The sequence below is a fragment of the Coralloluteibacterium thermophilum genome, assembly GCF_042654365.1.
In the GTDB taxonomy this organism is placed as follows: domain Bacteria; phylum Pseudomonadota; class Gammaproteobacteria; order Xanthomonadales; family Xanthomonadaceae; genus Coralloluteibacterium; species Coralloluteibacterium thermophilum.
On record NZ_JBHSGG010000002.1, the window covers coordinates 235,664 to 250,683 of the forward strand.

A 15,020-nucleotide genomic window follows, 5' to 3' on the forward strand; every position below is an offset into this window, starting at 1 on the left:
CCACGTCCGCGCAGCGGCCCGAGTGGACGCTGCGCGGCGCGTGCCGGAGCGGCGGCGTCAGGAGCCGGCGGCTGAGCCGCAGAGGCGGGTCAGCCTGTCCTTGGCGCGCAGTTTCTCCCTCTTCAACCGTGCGAGGGTGGTGTCGTCCACCGGCTTGACGCCGAGCTCGGCGTCGATGACCTGCCTGTCGAGTTCCTGGTGCCGCTGGTACAGCGCGCGGATCTCTCCGTCGCTCTTCAGGATCGCATCCAACTCTGCCGGGGACTGGGCGTCGAACATGGAAGACCTCCTTCGGTCATGGACATGACATCGGGGGATCCACGGGGGCGGCGCCCGCCCTGCCGCCCGGGACGGCCGGAGACGGCAGTCGCGTCCGCCGCGAACCCGCGGCCAGGCAGGGGGCCTGGAACTCGACCCTACTCCGCCCTTCCGGGGTCCGCAACCGCAAGGCGCCGTGAAACGACGCCGGCACGAAAGAATGAAAATTCCTTGTTTATCAGTCGGTTGAGAACATGAAACACGGACCTGGCGCGGACCGTCGCCCGCGCCGCCCGGCTCAGTCCTCGTCCGCGTCGAGACCCGCGGCGAGCTCCGCCTCGCGCCGCGCGAGTTCGGCCTCGCGCTGCCTGGCCTCCGCCAGGCGACGCGCCTGCGCCGCCTCGCGCCGCGCCGCCTCGGCACGGCGGGTGGCCTCGCCGAGGGCGGTCTGGTCCTCCTCGGCGAGCTGGCGCAGCCGCTCGGCCTCTTCCTGCTGGGCGAGGCTGCGCAGGCGCAGGTACTCGGCCTCGCGCCGCGCCCGCTCGGCCTCCGCACGCGTGGCCTGCAGCACGATCCGGTCGCGCTCGCGCTCCAGCTGGGCCACCTGGCGCCGCGCGAGCTCCGCTTCGGCCTCCGTCCGCGCGATGCGCACGCGGGTCTCGGCGAGGTACAGCGCGTGCTCGCGATCGCGTGCGGACGCGGCCGCCGCCGCGTCCACCGCCTGGTGCGCGCGGTAGCGCTCCACCGCCCCCAGGTCGGCCAGCGACGGATCGTCGTCCAGTTCGCGCAGGCTCCGCTTCAGCGCGGCGACCTCGTTCTCGACGGCGGGCTGCTGCGCCGCCGGACGGCGCGAGGCCTGCGCGCTGGCCACGTCCGCGACGAAGACGAGGGCGACGGCGAGGAAAAGCGGCTTCAGATGGGTCATCGGTCACGCTCCGCATCGAGGAGGCGCTGGCGCAGGCCTTCGTTCTCGCGCGTGCGCGCGGCGACGTCGGCCCGCGCGGTGGCGAGACGGGCCTGGGCCCGGGCGAGATCGGCGGAGGCCTCCGCTTCGAGTGCGCGCTGACGCGCATCGGCATAGCGACGGGCGGCTTCGGCCTCCTGGGCGAGCGCCAGCCGTTCGCGCGCTTCGGCCAGCGCCTGCGGGGCGTACTGGTCGGCGTCGGCGCGCGTCGCCGAGGCCAGCGCGGCCTGCGCCGCGGAGAGCTCCGCCGCGGGTGGCGGCACCGTCGCGCAGGAAGCGAGCAGCAGCGCACAAAGCCCGGCGGCGCGATGGATTTTTAACTTGGGAACTGTCATAAAAACCACTCAGCGTCCGCGTGGACATTCCGCGGCTATTGTGGGAACGCAGCCCTGCCCTTGCAATGACGAGCGGCACGGCCGCCTCAAGGGGATCGTGCGCATGGACATCGGCTACTTCCTGAAGCTGATGACGGAAAAGAACGCGTCGGACATGTTCCTGTCCACGGGCGCGCCGGTGTACATCAAGGTCGAGGGCAAGCTCTACCCCCTCGGGAGCACCGGGCTCCCGCCCGGGATGGTCAAGAAGATCGCCTACTCGCTGATGGACGAGGGGCAGGTGCCGGTGTTCGAGCGCGAGCTCGAGTTCAACATGGCCATCGCGGTGAAGGACGCCGGGCGCTTCCGCGTCAACGTGTTCAAGCAGCGCGGCGAAGTGGGCATGGTGATCCGCGCGATCAAGTACGAGATCCCGACCATCGAGCAGCTCAAGCTGCCGCCGATCCTGAAGGACATCGTCAACGAGCCGCGCGGCCTGGTGCTGGTCGTCGGTTCCACCGGCTCGGGCAAGTCCACGACGCTGGCGTCGATGGTCGACCACCGCAACAGCACGTAGACCGGGCACATCCTCACCATCGAGGACCCGATCGAGTACCTGCACAAGCACAAGAAGTCGCTGGTCAACCAGCGCGAGGTCGGCCTCGACACCCACGCCTTCCACAACGCGCTGAAGAACGCGATGCGCGAGGCGCCGGACGTCATCCTGATCGGCGAGATCCTGGACTCGACGACGATGGAGTCGGCGATCGCCTTCGCCGAGACCGGCCACCTGTGCCTGGCGACACTGCACTCGAACAACGCCGACCAGACGCTCGAGCGCATCCTCAACTTCTTCCCGGAGTCGGCGCACAAGAACGTCCTGATGAACCTGGCGCTGAACCTCAAGGCGGTGATCAGCCTGCGCCTGGTCGAGGGCAAGAACGGCAAGCGGCTGCCGGCCACCGAGATCCTGGTGAACACGCCGCTGATCCGCGACCTGATCCGCCGCGGCCAAATCCACGAGATCAAGGACGCCATGGACAAGTCGCTGGAGGAAGGCATGCATACCTTCGACCAGTCGCTGTTCCGGCTCTACAAGGAAGGCAAGATCGAACTGGAGGAGGCGCTGCGCAAGGCCGACTCGCGCGACGGCCTGTCGCTCAAGATCCGCCTCACCGAGGGTGCCTCGGGCGAGGAGGACCCCTACGCCGACGTCTTCAACGGCGAGAACCAGCTGCAGTACTGAGCGCCGCGGCGACGCCGTCGCCCGCCGGGCGGCGGCGCGCGGGTCACTGCGACGCGGGTGCGTCCGGCTGGTTCTCGGGCCGTGCCGCGTCGAACTCGGGCAGCGCGAGGCAGGCCGCGTTGACGCGGGCGACGGTCGGATACGGCGCGAGGTCGACGCCGAAGCGCTGGGCGTTGAACACCTGGGGCACCAGGCAGCAGTCGGCAAGCCCGGGGGCCTCGCCGTCGCAGAAGCTCCCGGTCGAGGGATGGTCCTGCAGCAGGGTCTCGATCGCAGCGAGGCCCTCGCTCACCCAGTGACGGATCCACAGCTCGCGCTCGGCCTGCGGCACCGACCACTCGCGCTCCAGGAACTGCAGCACGCGCAGGTTGTTGAGCGGATGGATGTCGCAGGCGACCGTCTGGGCGAGCGCCCGCACGCGCGCGCGATCGCGGGCACGGGCCGGCAGGAGCGGCGGCGTCGGCCAGGTCTCGTCGAGGTACTCGATGATCGCCAGCGACTGCCGGTACACCCGGGCCCCGTGCACGAGCGTCGGCACCAGCCCCTGCGGGTTGAGCGCGCGGTATTCCGGCGTGTGCTGCCGCCCGCCGTCCTGCACCAGGTGCACGGGCACGGTCTCGTACGCCAGCCCCTTGAGGTTGAGGGCGATGCGCACGCGGTAGGCCGCGCTGGAGCGCCAGTAGGAATGGAGTTTGAGCGTCTCGCTGTCGTTCACGGCCTGCCGTCCCGGCGTCTGCGGTCGCCGGAGGGCCTGGGGCCCGCGGCGGTCTGGATCGCGATGGCGCGGCCGCTCAGGCGCGCGCCACCACCTGCTCGATCGCGCCGAAGATCGAGTTGCCCTCGGCGTCCAGCATCTCGATGCGCACGCGGTCGCCGAAGCGCAGGAAGGGCGTGCGCGGCGCGCCGTGCTCGAGCGTCTCGACGGTCCGCTTCTCGGCGAAGCAGGACGCGCCGAGCGACGTGTCCTGGTTCGCGACGGTGCCCGAGCCGACCAGGGTGCCGGCCGACAGCGGGCGCGTCCGGGCCGCATGGGCCACGAGCTGGGCGAAGTCGAACTGCATGTCGACGCCGGTCTCCGGGGCGCCGAACCACTCGCCGTTGACGTGGGTGACCAGCGGCAGGTGCAGCTTGCTGCCGCGCCAGGCGTCGCCGAGCTCGTCCGGCGTCACGAACACCGGCGAGAGCGCGGAGCGCGGCTTGGACTGCAGGAAGCCGAAGCCCTTGGCCAGCTCCGCGGGGATCAGGTTGCGCAGGGACACGTCGTTGACCAGGCCGACCAGCTGGATGTGCCCCGCGGCACGCTCCGGCGCGACCGCCATCGGCACGTCGTCGGTGATGACCACCACCTCGGCCTCGAGGTCGATGCCGTAGGCCTCGTCGGTCACCAGGACGGGATCGCGCGGAGCCAGGAAGCCGGCGCTGGTGGCCTGGTACATCAGCGGATCGGTGTAGAAGCTCTCCGGCACCTCGGCGCCGCGCGCCCGGCGCACGCGCTCGACGTGGGGCAGGTAGGCGCTGCCGTCGAGGAACTCGTAGGCGCGCGGCAACGGCGCCGCCAGCGCCTCCGGCTCCAGGGCGAAGGCGTCCTCGAGCCCACCGTTGTTGAGGTTCTCGTACAGCGCGTTGAGGCGCGGGGCGACGTTCGACCAGTTCTCCAGCGCGCGCTGCAGCGTGTCGGCGATGCCGGTCGCGCGGACCGCGCGACCCAGGTCGCGGCTCACGACCACCAGGGTGCCGTCGCGGCCACCCTCCTTGAGGGATCCCAGTTTCATTCGTGCTCCAGATTCGGAACCGGCCATGGACCGCACCGGGCCGGCCATTGTAGCCAGAGCGCCCGGTGCAGGTGGGGACGCGGCGCGAGGATGGCCGGAAGCGGCCGCGCGCTCAGCCGCGTGCGGCGGCGACGGCGGGCGGAAGGCCCGCCCGCAGCCCGTCCAGCCGCCGGAGCGCGTCCGCATCCGGCGCGAGCACCCGGCGCAGGACCGGCTCGGCGGCATCGAGCTCCTCGCGCGCCGCCGCGTGCGATCCGAGGCGCTGCAGCGCATGCGCACGGGCGAGCCGGAAGGTGGCCGTCTGCACGTGGTCCACGCCGCCCTGCTCCTCCGCCGCAGCCACCACCTCGGCCCATGCCCTGCCCGCCGCCTCCGGATCCGGCCCGGCATCGGCGATGCGCGCGGCGATGGCGTCCCGGCGAAGGCGCAGCGGCGCGCTCTGCGCCAGCAGCGCGCTCCCGCCCACCCGCGCCAGCTCCGCGCGCGCCGCGTCGAGGCGGCCCGAGAGCAGCTCCAGCTCCGCGAACCCGATACGGGTGATGACGGTATCGACCGAGTCCTCGCCCTGCACCGCGATCCAGTCGGCCAGCGCCGACGCCAGCATGGGCCGCGCCTCGTCGATGCGGCCGGTGCGCATGAGCAGCCGCGCGAGGTTGCTGCGCGCGCGCACGACCGGCGGCTCCCGTTCGCCGAGGTGCATGCGGCGGATCTCGAGCGAGCGCCGGTAGCCGTCCTCGGCTTCGAGAAGGCGCCCCCGGACCTCGAGCAGGCTGGCGAGGTTGTTGGTGAAGCGCGCCTGGTCGAGGCTGGTCTCGCCGCCCGCCGCCGCCTCGATGCGCTGTGCGCTGCGGTATTCGGCTTCCGCCGCATCGAAGTCGCCGGCACCCTGCAGGGCGCCGGCGAGCTCACCTCGAAGATGCCCGACCCGCGGGCTGTCCTCGCCGTAGATCGAGCGCGCGAGCGCCAGGGCCTCGCGCATCATCCCGACCGCGTCCGCATGCCTCCCCTGTGACACCAGGGTCCCAGCGAGGCCGTTGAGCGTATTGGCGTACTCGGTGGTGCGGTTGCCGTGGTTGTCGCGGCGGATGCCCAGCGCTTCGCGGTAGGCACTCTCCGCGCGGGCGAGATCGCCGCGGCGCCTGGCGACCTGGGCGAGGTTGTGCAGGGACGTGGCGGTGCTGTCGTGACGCGGCCCCAGGTGCGTGCGGCGGAGCGCGTAGGCCTCCTCGCTCGCCGCGACGGCGTCCGCGAGCCGGCCGGCGGCGGCATAGGCCAGGCCCAGGGAGTTCTTCGCATCCGCCCGCAGCAGCGGGTCCGCGCTGCGTTCCCGCAGCGCGAGCGCGCGCTCGCCCGCATCCACTGCGGCGGTGCCCTGCCCCGCATTGGCGAGGGCGACGGCGAGTTCGCTGTAGGCCTCCGCGGCGGCCAGGGGCCGGCCGACATCGCCCCCGAGATAGAGCGCGCCGGCTTCGCGCAGCAGGCGGATGGCGGGGTCGCGCTCGCCGATGTTGCTGTAGGCATGGCCGAGGGTCTGCATCAGGCGGGCCCGCAGCTCGGGCTGCTCGACCAGCTCCCGCTCGATGCGCAGGGCTGCGGCATCCAGCACCTCTCGTGCGCTGACATCGTCCGTCGCGCGGGCGCCGCGCCGGCGGACGTCCGCGGCCTCGAAGGCGCCGACCAGGAAGTCGGCGACCTCGCGCGCCGTGTGCGCTTCCAGCGCCGCGCGTTCGCGCTCAGCCGCCAGCTGCCACACGAAGCCGACGGCCATGAGCATCATGGCCGCGGCCACGGCGGCCCCGCGCCAGCGCCGCCGCAGGAAGCAGCGCAGGCGATATCCCGATCCGCGCGGACGCGCACGCACCGGGTAGTGCGCCCCCGCGCGGACCACATCGTCGGCGAGGGCGTCCACGCTCGGGTAGCGGGCAGCGGGCTCGGTGGCGCAGGCGCGGGCGCAGATCGCGTCGAGATCGCCCCGCAGGGCGCGACGCAGGCGTCCGGGCGGCACCAGCTCGCTGGGAGGCGACACGCGCCGTCCCTCGCTCCGCGCGCGCGTGCCGGCGAGCAGTTCGACCAGCAGCACGCCGAGCCCGAAGACGTCGCTGGCGACGCCGGGCGCGCGCCCGTCGAGCTGCTCGGGACTCGCATAACCGGGCGTGCCGTAGCCCCCGCCGTCGCCGCCGCCCTGCAGGCGCGCGATGCCGAAGTCCAGCAGCACCGGCTCGCCGTCCTCGCGCACCAGCACGTTGCTCGGCTTGATGTCGCAATGGACGACCAGTTGCTGGTGGGCCGCCTGCACGGCGCGGCAGATCCGCACGAACAGCGCGAGGCGCTGGGGCAGGCTGCACCCGCGCGTGCGGCACCAGGCATCGACCGGCAGCCCCGGCACGTATTCCATCACCAGGTAGGGATTGCCCGCGGGGGTCGTGCCGCCGTCGTGCAGGCGCGCGATGCTGGGATGCTGGAGCTCCGCGAGGATCTGGCGCTCGACCGCGAGCCGCTCCACCGCCGCGGGCCCGGCCAGCCCGCGCAGCAGCTTGATCGCCACCCGCTGGCGGAACAGCCCGTCCGCGCGCTCGGCGACGAACACGCTGCCCATGCCGCCCTCGCCGATGCATTCGACCAAGCGCCATGCGCCGAGCACGTCGCCGACCTCGAGCTCGCCGCCCGGCAGGCGCGCCATCAGTTCGGCGAGCGGCCCCGCCGCGCGCTGCAGGTCGACGGTCTGCGCCGCCAGCAGCGCCATGACCTCCTCGATCGTGTGCGCATCGCCGGTGAGCGCCTCCAGGCGCGCCCGCCACGTCGCAGGCGGCAGATCGCACACGGCTTCGAAGAGCGCGCGCACGGCGCCGCCGGTGGGCCGGGTTTCGTTCACGGCCCACCTCCGGCCGCACCACGCGCCGCCTGTCCGGTTCCCCTGTCCATCGCCTTTCCCCAAAGGCCGCGAGGCGCCGACTCTAACCCGTCCGCGGGTCGCCGGCACCCGGAAAAGAAAAAGCCCCCGATCGCTCGGGGGCTTTCCGGATTGGCAGGGGAACTAGGATTCGAACCTAGATTGACGGAGTCAGAGTCCGCTGTCCTACCATTAGACGATTCCCCTACTGAAGAACCACCTTGATGCCACGGCCTCTGACCTCCGTGGCACTGCAGCGCGTTAGCGCTTCGAGAACTGCGTCGCGCGACGGGCCTTGTGCAGGCCGACCTTCTTGCGCTCGACCTCGCGGGCATCGCGGGTCATGAAACCGGCGCGTCGCAGGTCCGACTTCAGCGACTCATTGTACTCCACCAGCGCGCGGGAGATACCCAGGCGGATGGCGCCGGCCTGGCCGGTGCTGCCGCCGCCGGCGACGGTCACGTTGATGTCGAACTTGTCGGCCATCTCGATGAGCTCGAGCGGCTGACGGACGATCATGCGTGCCGTCTCGCGACCGAAGAACTGGTCGAGCGGACGCTGGTTGACGGTGATCTTGCCCTCGCCGCCGGTGCGGATGAACACGCGGGCGGTGGAGGACTTGCGGCGGCCGGTGCCGTAGAACTGTTGGGTTGCCATTGTCGTAGGACCTTAGATTTCCAGCGCCTGCGGCTGCTGTGCGGCGTGCGGATGCTCGGAACCGCCGTAGACCTTGAGCTTGCGGTACATCGCACGACCCAGCGGGTTCTTCGGCAGCATGCCCTTGACCGCGATCTCGATGACGCGCTCGGGATGCTTCTCCAGGGCCTGGCCCAGCGTCTCGGTCTTCAGGTTGCCGATGTAGCCGGTGAAGCGGTGGTACTTCTTGTCCTGGAGCTTGTTGCCGGTCACGTGGATCTTGCTCGCGTTGATCACGACGATGTAGTCGCCCGTGTCCACGTGCGGGGTGTAGACCGGCTTGTGCTTGCCGCGCAGACGGCGCGCGATCTCCGAGGCCAGACGGCCGAGGGTCTTGCCGGAGGCATCGACGAGATACCAGTCGCGCTGGACGGTCTCGGACTTTGCGGTGAAGGTGGTCATGACGGAACTCGGGCTCTCGGTGCCTGGTCGGGCTGATTCCGCAGCCGGGGCTGGACGGAATTTTGCCACGCGTTGGAGGTGCGAAACAAAGAAGCGGAATCATACAAGCCTTCCCGGAGCGCCGCAAGCGGCCTCCGGCTCTCGTGGCCGCTCCGGCGGGGCCTGTCCGGGCGGTGCCGGGGCAGGCTTCAGCTCCGCCCGCTTCCGGCGACCGCGCCGGCCACCCTCCGCCGCGCATCGGCACGGTCGCGCAGCAGTGCGAACGCGACGATGGCGGCGGTGACATAGGCGGCGAACACGAAGCCCCGCACCCCCGCCGAGGTCTCGAGCTCGACTCCTGTCCCCGGGACGCCGAGCAGGATCCGATTGACGGTCAGGAAAGCCAGGTGCGCGCCGACGCAGGTCCAGATGCTCGCCCCGAGCGTTGCCTCCCGGGCGAAGATCAGCATCGCGCTGAACGCGGCCAGGGTGCCGTAGTAGAGCAGCGCGCCGTCGTCGCCGGGCGCCAGCGGGATGGCGGCGCCACCACCCAGCCAGCGCGTCAGCAGCCCCTGCGCGAGCAGAAGGACGGCCGGCACCGCCATGAACAGCGCCGTGGCGATCCAGGCCGATGCGGCGCGGCCGTACCGGCTCCGCAACGCGGCCAGCGCGTAGCCGCGGATCGACAGCTCCTCGGGAAGCGCCTCCAGCAACAGGGCGATGACCGCGTTGACGGCCAGGAACGCGAGCAGGGCCGGCACGTCCACCCGGCCCCAGGCGATGCCGCCGGCGAACGACGCCACCGCCAGGCCCGCGGCCCCGCACCCGCCGACGATGCCGATGCCCAGGGCGAGCGACTTCGCACCATCCATGGGCGCGCCCAGGCCAAGCGCCTCGAACCGCCGCCGGTCCCAGCGCCGCCGCAGGAGCAGGATGGCGGGCACGACGACCAGCGTGACCAGGGCCGCCGGGACCAGGCGCGTGGCGAACCCGTCCGCGGCACCGGCCAGCCCGTGCGTCGCGAGCATGCCGATGCCCAGCCCGAGCGCCATGATCGCAGCGGCGGCGACCGCACGCAGGACCGGCGCGGGCAGGGGCGCCTGCCGCGACAGGTCGGCCGGGGAAGGTGTCGGAAGCGACATGCCCGGATTGTCGCAGTCGCGCGCCGCCCGGCAAGACCGGCCGACGACGAGGCACGCCCTCGCTCCGCACATGCGCGGCAGGCGGAGGCCCGCCGCCCTCTCCCGCGCTGGTGCCGCTGCGCCGGAAGGGCGAACATCCGGCTTGCCCGGGAGCCTGCCCCGCATCACCATCGCGCACGCGCCGATCGCACCGGACCACGCGCCGCCGAGCGCGGACATGTGCCCGGAAGATGCGCCGGCCCGCGCCATCGCCGGAGAACGCCATGCCCGCCCTTCGCCGCTACACCCTTCCCGACCGCCTGCTGATCGCCTGCGAGGACGCGCTCGGCGCGGTCTTCGGGCGCCCGCACGCCGAACGCGAGTACCCCGGGACGGGGCATCCCGAGGCGACGCTGGACGAGGCGCAGCGGCGGCACGCCGCGGGACTCATGCGGATCAACCACACCGGCGAGGTGTGCGCGCAGGCCCTCTACCTCGGGCAGGCCGCGGTGGCCCGCGATCCCGCGACCGTCGCGCACCTGCGCCATGCCGCGCAGGAGGAGACCGACCATCTCGCCTGGTGCACGCAGCGCCTGGAGGAGCTCGACGACCGTCCCAGCCTGCTCAACCCGCTGTGGTACGCCGGGAGCTTCGCGATCGGCGCGCTGGCGGGGATCCGCGGCGACGGCTACAACCTCGGCTTCGTGGTCGAGACCGAGCGCCAGGTCGAGGCCCATCTCGACGAGCACCTGGAGACCCTGCCGCCGGGGGATGCGCGCTCGCGTGCGGTGCTTCGGGTGATGAAGGACGACGAGGCGCGCCACGCCGACGACGCCGAGGCCGCCGGGGCGCGGCGCCTGCCGTTCCCGATCCCGGCGGCGATGCGCCTGACCAGCGGCCTGATGAAGGCCGTCGCCTACCGCATCTGACCGGCGCCCTCGGGCGCCGGCCGGGGCGCGCTAGCTAGGACGAGACCAGCTTGAGGCCGACGATGCCGGCCACGATCAGCCCGATGCAGGCCAGCCGCGCCGGCGAGGCGCTCTCGCCGAGGAGCACGATGCCGAACGCGGCCACGCCCACCGCGCCGATCCCGGTCCAGATGGCGTAGCCGGTCCCGATCGGGATGCTGCGCAGCGCCTGCGACAGGCACCAGAAGCTCACCGCCATCGCGCCCAGCGTCGTCACGCTCGGCCACAGCCGGGTGAAGCCCTGGGTGTACTTCAGGCCCACGGCCCACACCATCTCGAACAGCCCGGCGATCACCAGGTAGACCCACGCCATCGCATCCGCCTCCTTCTTCGGCTTGGTGAAAACGACGACGGCCCGGTGCATCGCTGCACCGGGCCGCCGTCGGCATACGTGCGCGGCCTCGGGCCGCGGGCGGGCCGTCCCGCCGTGGATTCGTCAGTCGACGAGGTTGCGCTGGTGGAACAGCTCCTCGATCTCGCGGCGCAGCTGCATCTCGATGCGCGAGCGCTCCTTGAACGAGAGGTTCCGCGCCTTCTCCTCGAACAGGTAGTTGTCGAGGTCGAAGTCCTTCACGTGCATCTTGGTGTGGAAGATGTTCTCGCCGTAGACGTTGACGTCGATGCACTCGTAGCGCGCGCGGATCGACTTCGAGAGGTAGTCCTGGATCGAGTTGATCTTGTGGTCGATGTAGTGCTTCTTGCCCTTCACGTCGCGGGTGAAGCCGCGCACGCGGTAGTCCATCGTGACGATGTCGGACTCGAAGCTCTCGATCAGGTAGTTCAGCGCCTTCAGCGGCGAGATCACGCCGCAGGTCGCCACGTCGATGTCCGCCCGGAAGGTCGCGATGCCGTTGTGCGGGTGCGTCTCCGGGTAGGTGTGGACGGTGATGTGCGACTTGTCCATGTGCGCCACCACGGCGTCGGAGATCAGCTCCTTGCCGGCGGCCTTCTTGTCGATCACCGGCTCCTCGGAGATGAGGATGGTCACCGACGCGCCCTGGGGGTCGTAGTCCTGGCGCGCGATGTTGAGGATGTTGGCGCCGATGATGTCGGCCACGTCGGTGAGGATCTGGGTCAGCCGGTCGGCGTCGTAGGCCTCGTCGATGTAGTCGATGTAGCGGTCGCGCTGCTCCTCCGACACCGCATAGCAGACGTCGTAGATGTTGAAGCTCAGCGCCTTGGTGAGGTTGTTGAAGCCCTGCAGGCGCAGGCGTGGGAGCGGCTTGACCACGGCGGGTTCACCCCTTTGGAGTGGACGGAGAGGACGGATCGCGCATTATCGGGGAAAAACCCGGCGGCGCGCGACCATGGCGTGAAGCATGCGGTACCGCACGTTCAGCGCGGATTGCCCACGCCGCCCACCCGGCATACTCTGGCGCGCCCTTCACAACGCCTCCCGACACGATGCAACTCGCGCTCCCCGCCCAGGCGCGCTTCGGACCGCAGGCCGCGCTCACCGCGGACGCCGCGACGATCGAGCGTTTCCTCGCCCAGTGCCATCGGCGGCGCTACCCGAACCGGACGGAGGTGTTCCGGCCGGGCGATCCCGCCGGCACCCTGTACTACGTGATCTCCGGCAGCCTCAGCATCATCTCGGAGGAACCGGACGGGCGCGAACTGGTGCTGACCTATCTCAACACCGGCGACTTCATCGGCGAGATGGGGCTGTTCGTGGACGCCGAGCAGCGCGAGGTGCTGCTGCGCACGCGCTCGCCCTGCGAGCTGGCCGAGATCGACTGCGACCGGCTGCTGCGGCTGATGGCGGGCCCGCTCGTCGCCGACGCGCCGCGGTTGCTCTACGCGATCGGCTCGCAGATCTCCAAGCGCCTGCTGGACACCAGCCGCAAGGCCAGCCGGCTCGCCTTCCTGGACGTCAGCGGCCGCATCATGCGCACCCTGCTCGACCTCTGCCAGGAGCCGGACGCCATGAGCCACCCGCAGGGAACCCAGATCCGGGTCTCGCGCCAGGAGCTGGCGCGCATCGTCGGCTGCTCGCGCGAGATGGCCGGGCGGGTGCTCAAGCAGCTCGAGCTCAACGGCTTCCTGCACGCGCACGGCAAGACCGTGGTGGTGTACGGCACGCGCTGAGCGTCGGCCGGACGGCCGCCTCTCTCCGGGAATGCCATGGACCTCGGCCCCGACTTCCTCCTCTTCGTGGCGATCGGACTGGCCGCGCAACTGGTCGACGGGGCGCTGGGCATGGCCTACGGCCTGCTCTCCTCCTCGATCCTGCTGGCCATGGGCTACCCGCCGGCGACCGTGAGCGCGGCCGTGCACACCGCCGAGGTGGGCACCACGGGCGTCTCCGGAGGCGCCCACGCCCTGCTCGGCAACGTCGACCGCCGCCTGCTCGTGCGGCTGGCGGTGCCCGGCGTGGTCGGCGGCGTGATCGGCGCCTATGCCCTCACGCAGCTGCCGGCCGAGGCGATCCGCCCCTTCATCTATGCCTACCTGCTGGTGCTGGCGGTGCTGATCCTCATTCGCGCGGCAGGGCGCCGCGTGCCCCGCGAGCGGGTCCGGCGCGTGCCCGTGCTCGGCTTCTTCGCCGGCCTGCTGGACGCCAGCGGGGGCGGCGGCTGGGGCCCGGTCGCGACCTCGACCCTGCTCGCCCAGGGCGGCACCGCGCGCACCACGGTCGGCTCGGTCAACGCCGCCGAGTTCGTGGTGACCCTGGCGATCTCGATCACCTTCCTGCTCACCATCGGCCTGCAGCACCTGGAGATCGTGCTGGGCCTTCTGCTCGGCGGCGTGATCGCCGCGCCGCTCGCGGCCGTCCTGGTCAAGCGGCTGCCGGAACGGGCGGTGCTGGTCGCGGTGGGCGTGCTGGTCCTCGCGATCAGCGTCTACCAGATCGCGCGCAGCGTCCTCTGAGCGGTCAGCGCGGCGACCAGCGCCCGCAGGCGCCCCAGTCGCGGATGTCCACCCCGTCCCCGAGCGCGCGCCGGAAGGTCGCCACCGCGCCCGGCTTCGGGTTGACCACCACCGGGTGCGCCGCCGCGCGCAACAGCGGCAGGTCGGCCGTGCTGTCCGAATAGGCCCGGGCGATGGGGCCGCCGAAGCCGGCCTCGTCGAGCATGGTCAGCTTGTTGCCGGCGTGGCAGTGCCGCCGCGCCATGACCGCGCCCAGCCGCGGGCCGGTCTCGGTGCCCAGCACGGGGACGTCGGCGTGCGCGACGAAATCGAGGATGGCGCGCGCCAGCTCCGGCGGCGCGCCGGTGGCGACCACCACCCGGTCGCCGGCCTCGCGGTGGGCCTTCAGGGTCTCGACGGCCACGGGAAGCAGCCGCCGGGCCAGGTGCTCGCGATGGGCGAGCACGTAGCGGTCGATGAGCTCGTCGAGGTCGCGGCGCCGGTGCAGGCCGATGGTCGCCAGCCAGAGGTAGGCCGAGATCGGGATCCGGCGCAGGTGCACGAACGCGAACAGCGGCGCCACGAACGGCGAGATCAGCAGCGCCGCGGCATGGCGCCAGGCGTGGCGCTTCAGCAGCCAGCGCACCAGGTGGGTGCCGGAATCGCCGTCGTAGAGGGTGTGGTCGAAGTCGAAGACGACCAGCGGCGCGTCGGCCGGGGGAAGCGGATAGGCCGGCGTGCGCAGGTCGACGCTCATGTCGCGAACAGGCGCGCGAGCTCGGCGCCGGGGTCCGGAGCGCGCATGAAGGCCTCGCCCACCAGGAAGGCGTGCACGCCCGCCCCGCGCATGCGCGCGACGTCGGCCGGCGTGTGGATGCCGCTCTCGGTCACCAGCACGCGGTCGGGCGGCACCGCCTCGCGCAGGCGCAGGGTGGTGTCGAGCGAGACCTCGAAGCTGCGCAGGCTGCGGTTGTTGATGCCGATCAGCGGCACCGCGGTCTGGATGGCCACCTCGAGCTCGTCGATGTCGTGCACCTCGACCAGCACGTCCATGCCCAGCTCCATCGCCAGGTGCGCGAAGGACGCGAGCTGGTCCTCGGACAGCGCCGCGGCGATCAGCAGGACGCAGTCGGCGCCGAGCATGCGCGCCTCGTAGACCTGCCAGGCGTCGACGATGAAGTCCTTGCGCAGCACGGGCAGGTCGCAGGCGTCCCGCGCCTCGCGCAGGTAGGCGTTGGAGCCCTGGAAGAAGTCCACGTCGGTCAGGACCGACAGGCAGGCCGCGCCGCCGGCGGCATAGCTGCGCGCGATCTCGGCGGGCCGGAAGTCCGGCCGGATGACGCCCTTGGAGGGACTGGCCTTCTTGACCTCGGCGATCACCGCCGCCTGCCCGGCGCGCACCCGCGCCTCGATCGCCGCCGCGAAGCCGCGGGTGGGCGGCAGGCGCGCGACCCGCTCGGCCAGTTCGCGCTGCGGCAGGATCTGGCTGCGCTTCTCGACCTCGGCCTGCTTGCGCACGAGGATGGTCTGGAGGATGTCGGTCATGCGGGAGGCGACGAT

Annotated in this window: 16 protein-coding genes, 1 tRNA gene and 1 pseudogene; 4 read left to right on the forward strand and 14 right to left on the reverse strand. The window is 71.8% G+C overall.

Annotation, left to right across the window (positions count from 1 at the left end; all coding sequences use genetic code 11):
* Window positions 1–57: 57 nt before the first annotated feature.
* From ACFO3Q_RS01525 to ACFO3Q_RS01535, 3 genes are all read right to left on the reverse strand, one after another.
* Window positions 58–279 carry a YdcH family protein gene (locus tag ACFO3Q_RS01525; protein WP_377002818.1) on the reverse strand — a complete coding sequence of 74 codons (222 nt, stop codon included), beginning with the start codon at window positions 277–279 and terminating at the stop codon, window positions 58–60.
* 277 nt (window positions 280–556) lie between these two features.
* A complete protein-coding gene (locus tag ACFO3Q_RS01530) occupies window positions 557–1,183 on the reverse strand; it encodes a hypothetical protein (protein ID WP_377002819.1) in 627 nt (208 codons plus the stop codon).
* Window positions 1,180–1,557, reverse strand: a complete 378-nt coding sequence (locus ACFO3Q_RS01535) for a DUF4398 domain-containing protein (RefSeq protein ID WP_377002820.1) — start codon at window positions 1,555–1,557, stop codon at window positions 1,180–1,182. The genes ACFO3Q_RS01530 and ACFO3Q_RS01535 overlap by 4 nt, the downstream gene beginning before the upstream one ends.
* 103 nt (window positions 1,558–1,660) lie before the next feature.
* Here ACFO3Q_RS01535 and ACFO3Q_RS01540 point away from each other — a divergent pair.
* Window positions 1,661–2,782: pseudogene (locus tag ACFO3Q_RS01540) on the forward strand (PilT/PilU family type 4a pilus ATPase).
* A 43-nt stretch (window positions 2,783–2,825) separates the two neighbouring features.
* Here ACFO3Q_RS01540 and maiA read toward each other — a convergent pair.
* The 7 genes from maiA to ACFO3Q_RS01575 form a co-directional block, all read right to left on the reverse strand.
* Window positions 2,826–3,497 carry a maleylacetoacetate isomerase gene (maiA, locus tag ACFO3Q_RS01545; protein WP_377002821.1) on the reverse strand — a complete coding sequence of 224 codons (672 nt, stop codon included), beginning with the start codon at window positions 3,495–3,497 and terminating at the stop codon, window positions 2,826–2,828.
* 76 nt (window positions 3,498–3,573) lie between these two features.
* Window positions 3,574–4,554, reverse strand: coding sequence for a fumarylacetoacetate hydrolase family protein (locus ACFO3Q_RS01550; RefSeq protein WP_377002823.1), 981 nt, complete (start codon window positions 4,552–4,554; stop codon window positions 3,574–3,576).
* Between the two features lie 112 nt (window positions 4,555–4,666).
* Window positions 4,667–7,426, reverse strand: coding sequence for a serine/threonine-protein kinase (locus ACFO3Q_RS01555; protein WP_377002824.1), 2,760 nt, complete (start codon window positions 7,424–7,426; stop codon window positions 4,667–4,669).
* 151 nt (window positions 7,427–7,577) lie between these two features.
* Window positions 7,578–7,651 (reverse strand) — tRNA-Gln (locus ACFO3Q_RS01560).
* 54 nt (window positions 7,652–7,705) lie between these two features.
* Window positions 7,706–8,101, reverse strand: coding sequence for a 30S ribosomal protein S9 (gene rpsI, locus ACFO3Q_RS01565; protein WP_377002825.1), 396 nt, complete (start codon window positions 8,099–8,101; stop codon window positions 7,706–7,708).
* Window positions 8,102–8,113: 12 nt separating this feature from the next.
* The gene (rplM, locus tag ACFO3Q_RS01570; RefSeq protein ID WP_377002826.1) at window positions 8,114–8,542 is read right to left on the reverse strand and encodes a 50S ribosomal protein L13; all 429 of its coding nucleotides are present in this window, start codon (window positions 8,540–8,542) and stop codon (window positions 8,114–8,116) included.
* 188 nt (window positions 8,543–8,730) lie between these two features.
* Window positions 8,731–9,663 carry a CPBP family glutamic-type intramembrane protease gene (locus ACFO3Q_RS01575; protein ID WP_377002827.1) on the reverse strand — a complete coding sequence of 311 codons (933 nt, stop codon included), beginning with the start codon at window positions 9,661–9,663 and terminating at the stop codon, window positions 8,731–8,733.
* 263 nt (window positions 9,664–9,926) lie between these two features.
* Here ACFO3Q_RS01575 and coq7 point away from each other — a divergent pair, with 263 nt between their 5' ends.
* Window positions 9,927–10,571, forward strand: a complete 645-nt coding sequence (gene coq7 / locus ACFO3Q_RS01580) for a 2-polyprenyl-3-methyl-6-methoxy-1,4-benzoquinone monooxygenase (RefSeq protein ID WP_377002828.1) — start codon at window positions 9,927–9,929, stop codon at window positions 10,569–10,571.
* 34 nt (window positions 10,572–10,605) lie between these two features.
* Here coq7 and sugE read toward each other — a convergent pair whose 3' ends face one another.
* Window positions 10,606–10,923, reverse strand: a complete 318-nt coding sequence (sugE, locus tag ACFO3Q_RS01585; RefSeq protein ID WP_377002994.1) for a quaternary ammonium compound efflux SMR transporter SugE — start codon at window positions 10,921–10,923, stop codon at window positions 10,606–10,608.
* A 123-nt stretch (window positions 10,924–11,046) separates the two neighbouring features.
* Window positions 11,047–11,841 (reverse strand): adenosylmethionine decarboxylase, encoded by a 795-nt coding sequence (speD, locus tag ACFO3Q_RS01590; RefSeq protein WP_377002829.1) that lies wholly within the window; start codon window positions 11,839–11,841, stop codon window positions 11,047–11,049.
* A 173-nt stretch (window positions 11,842–12,014) separates the two neighbouring features.
* On the opposite strand from speD, the gene crp reads away from it, so the two are divergent.
* Together crp and ACFO3Q_RS01600 are read left to right on the forward strand one after the other, a co-directional pair.
* The gene (gene crp / locus ACFO3Q_RS01595) at window positions 12,015–12,698 is read left to right on the forward strand and encodes a cAMP-activated global transcriptional regulator CRP (protein ID WP_377002830.1); all 684 of its coding nucleotides are present in this window, start codon (window positions 12,015–12,017) and stop codon (window positions 12,696–12,698) included.
* Between the two features lie 36 nt (window positions 12,699–12,734).
* Entirely contained in the window at window positions 12,735–13,481 is a 747-nt protein-coding gene (locus ACFO3Q_RS01600) for a sulfite exporter TauE/SafE family protein (protein ID WP_377002831.1), read from the forward strand.
* Window positions 13,482–13,485: 4 nt separating this feature from the next.
* Here the strand turns inward: ACFO3Q_RS01600 and ACFO3Q_RS01605 are convergent, their stop codons facing one another.
* Together ACFO3Q_RS01605 and trpC are read right to left on the reverse strand one after the other, a co-directional pair.
* A complete protein-coding gene (locus ACFO3Q_RS01605) occupies window positions 13,486–14,217 on the reverse strand; it encodes a haloacid dehalogenase-like hydrolase (protein ID WP_377002832.1) in 732 nt (243 codons plus the stop codon).
* Window positions 14,214–15,005 (reverse strand): indole-3-glycerol phosphate synthase TrpC, encoded by a 792-nt coding sequence (trpC, locus tag ACFO3Q_RS01610; RefSeq protein WP_377002833.1) that lies wholly within the window; start codon window positions 15,003–15,005, stop codon window positions 14,214–14,216. Before trpC ends, ACFO3Q_RS01605 begins: the two co-directional genes overlap by 4 nt.
* Window positions 15,006–15,020: the final 15 nt, after the last annotated feature.

Bases quoted from the DNA above. Each gene is read 5' to 3' on its own strand.
- ACFO3Q_RS01525 (WP_377002818.1), bottom strand. From the start codon at position 279: ATGTTCGACGCCCAGTCCCCGGCAGAGTTGGATGCGATCCTGAAGAGC.
- ACFO3Q_RS01530 (WP_377002819.1), bottom strand. From the start codon at position 1,183: ATGACCCATCTGAAGCCGCTTTTCCTCGCCGTCGCCCTCGTCTTCGTC.
- ACFO3Q_RS01535 (WP_377002820.1), bottom strand. From the start codon at position 1,557: ATGACAGTTCCCAAGTTAAAAATCCATCGCGCCGCCGGGCTTTGTGCG.
- ACFO3Q_RS01550 (WP_377002823.1), bottom strand. From the start codon at position 4,554: ATGAAACTGGGATCCCTCAAGGAGGGTGGCCGCGACGGCACCCTGGTG.
- rpsI (WP_377002825.1), bottom strand. From the start codon at position 8,101: ATGGCAACCCAACAGTTCTACGGCACCGGCCGCCGCAAGTCCTCCACC.
- rplM (WP_377002826.1), bottom strand. From the start codon at position 8,542: ATGACCACCTTCACCGCAAAGTCCGAGACCGTCCAGCGCGACTGGTAT.
- ACFO3Q_RS01575 (WP_377002827.1), bottom strand. From the start codon at position 9,663: ATGTCGCTTCCGACACCTTCCCCGGCCGACCTGTCGCGGCAGGCGCCC.
- coq7 (WP_377002828.1), top strand. From the start codon at position 9,927: ATGCCCGCCCTTCGCCGCTACACCCTTCCCGACCGCCTGCTGATCGCC.
- sugE (WP_377002994.1), bottom strand. From the start codon at position 10,923: ATGGCGTGGGTCTACCTGGTGATCGCCGGGCTGTTCGAGATGGTGTGG.
- crp (WP_377002830.1), top strand. From the start codon at position 12,015: ATGCAACTCGCGCTCCCCGCCCAGGCGCGCTTCGGACCGCAGGCCGCG.
- ACFO3Q_RS01600 (WP_377002831.1), top strand. From the start codon at position 12,735: ATGGACCTCGGCCCCGACTTCCTCCTCTTCGTGGCGATCGGACTGGCC.
- ACFO3Q_RS01605 (WP_377002832.1), bottom strand. From the start codon at position 14,217: ATGAGCGTCGACCTGCGCACGCCGGCCTATCCGCTTCCCCCGGCCGAC.
- trpC (WP_377002833.1), bottom strand. From the start codon at position 15,005: ATGACCGACATCCTCCAGACCATCCTCGTGCGCAAGCAGGCCGAGGTC.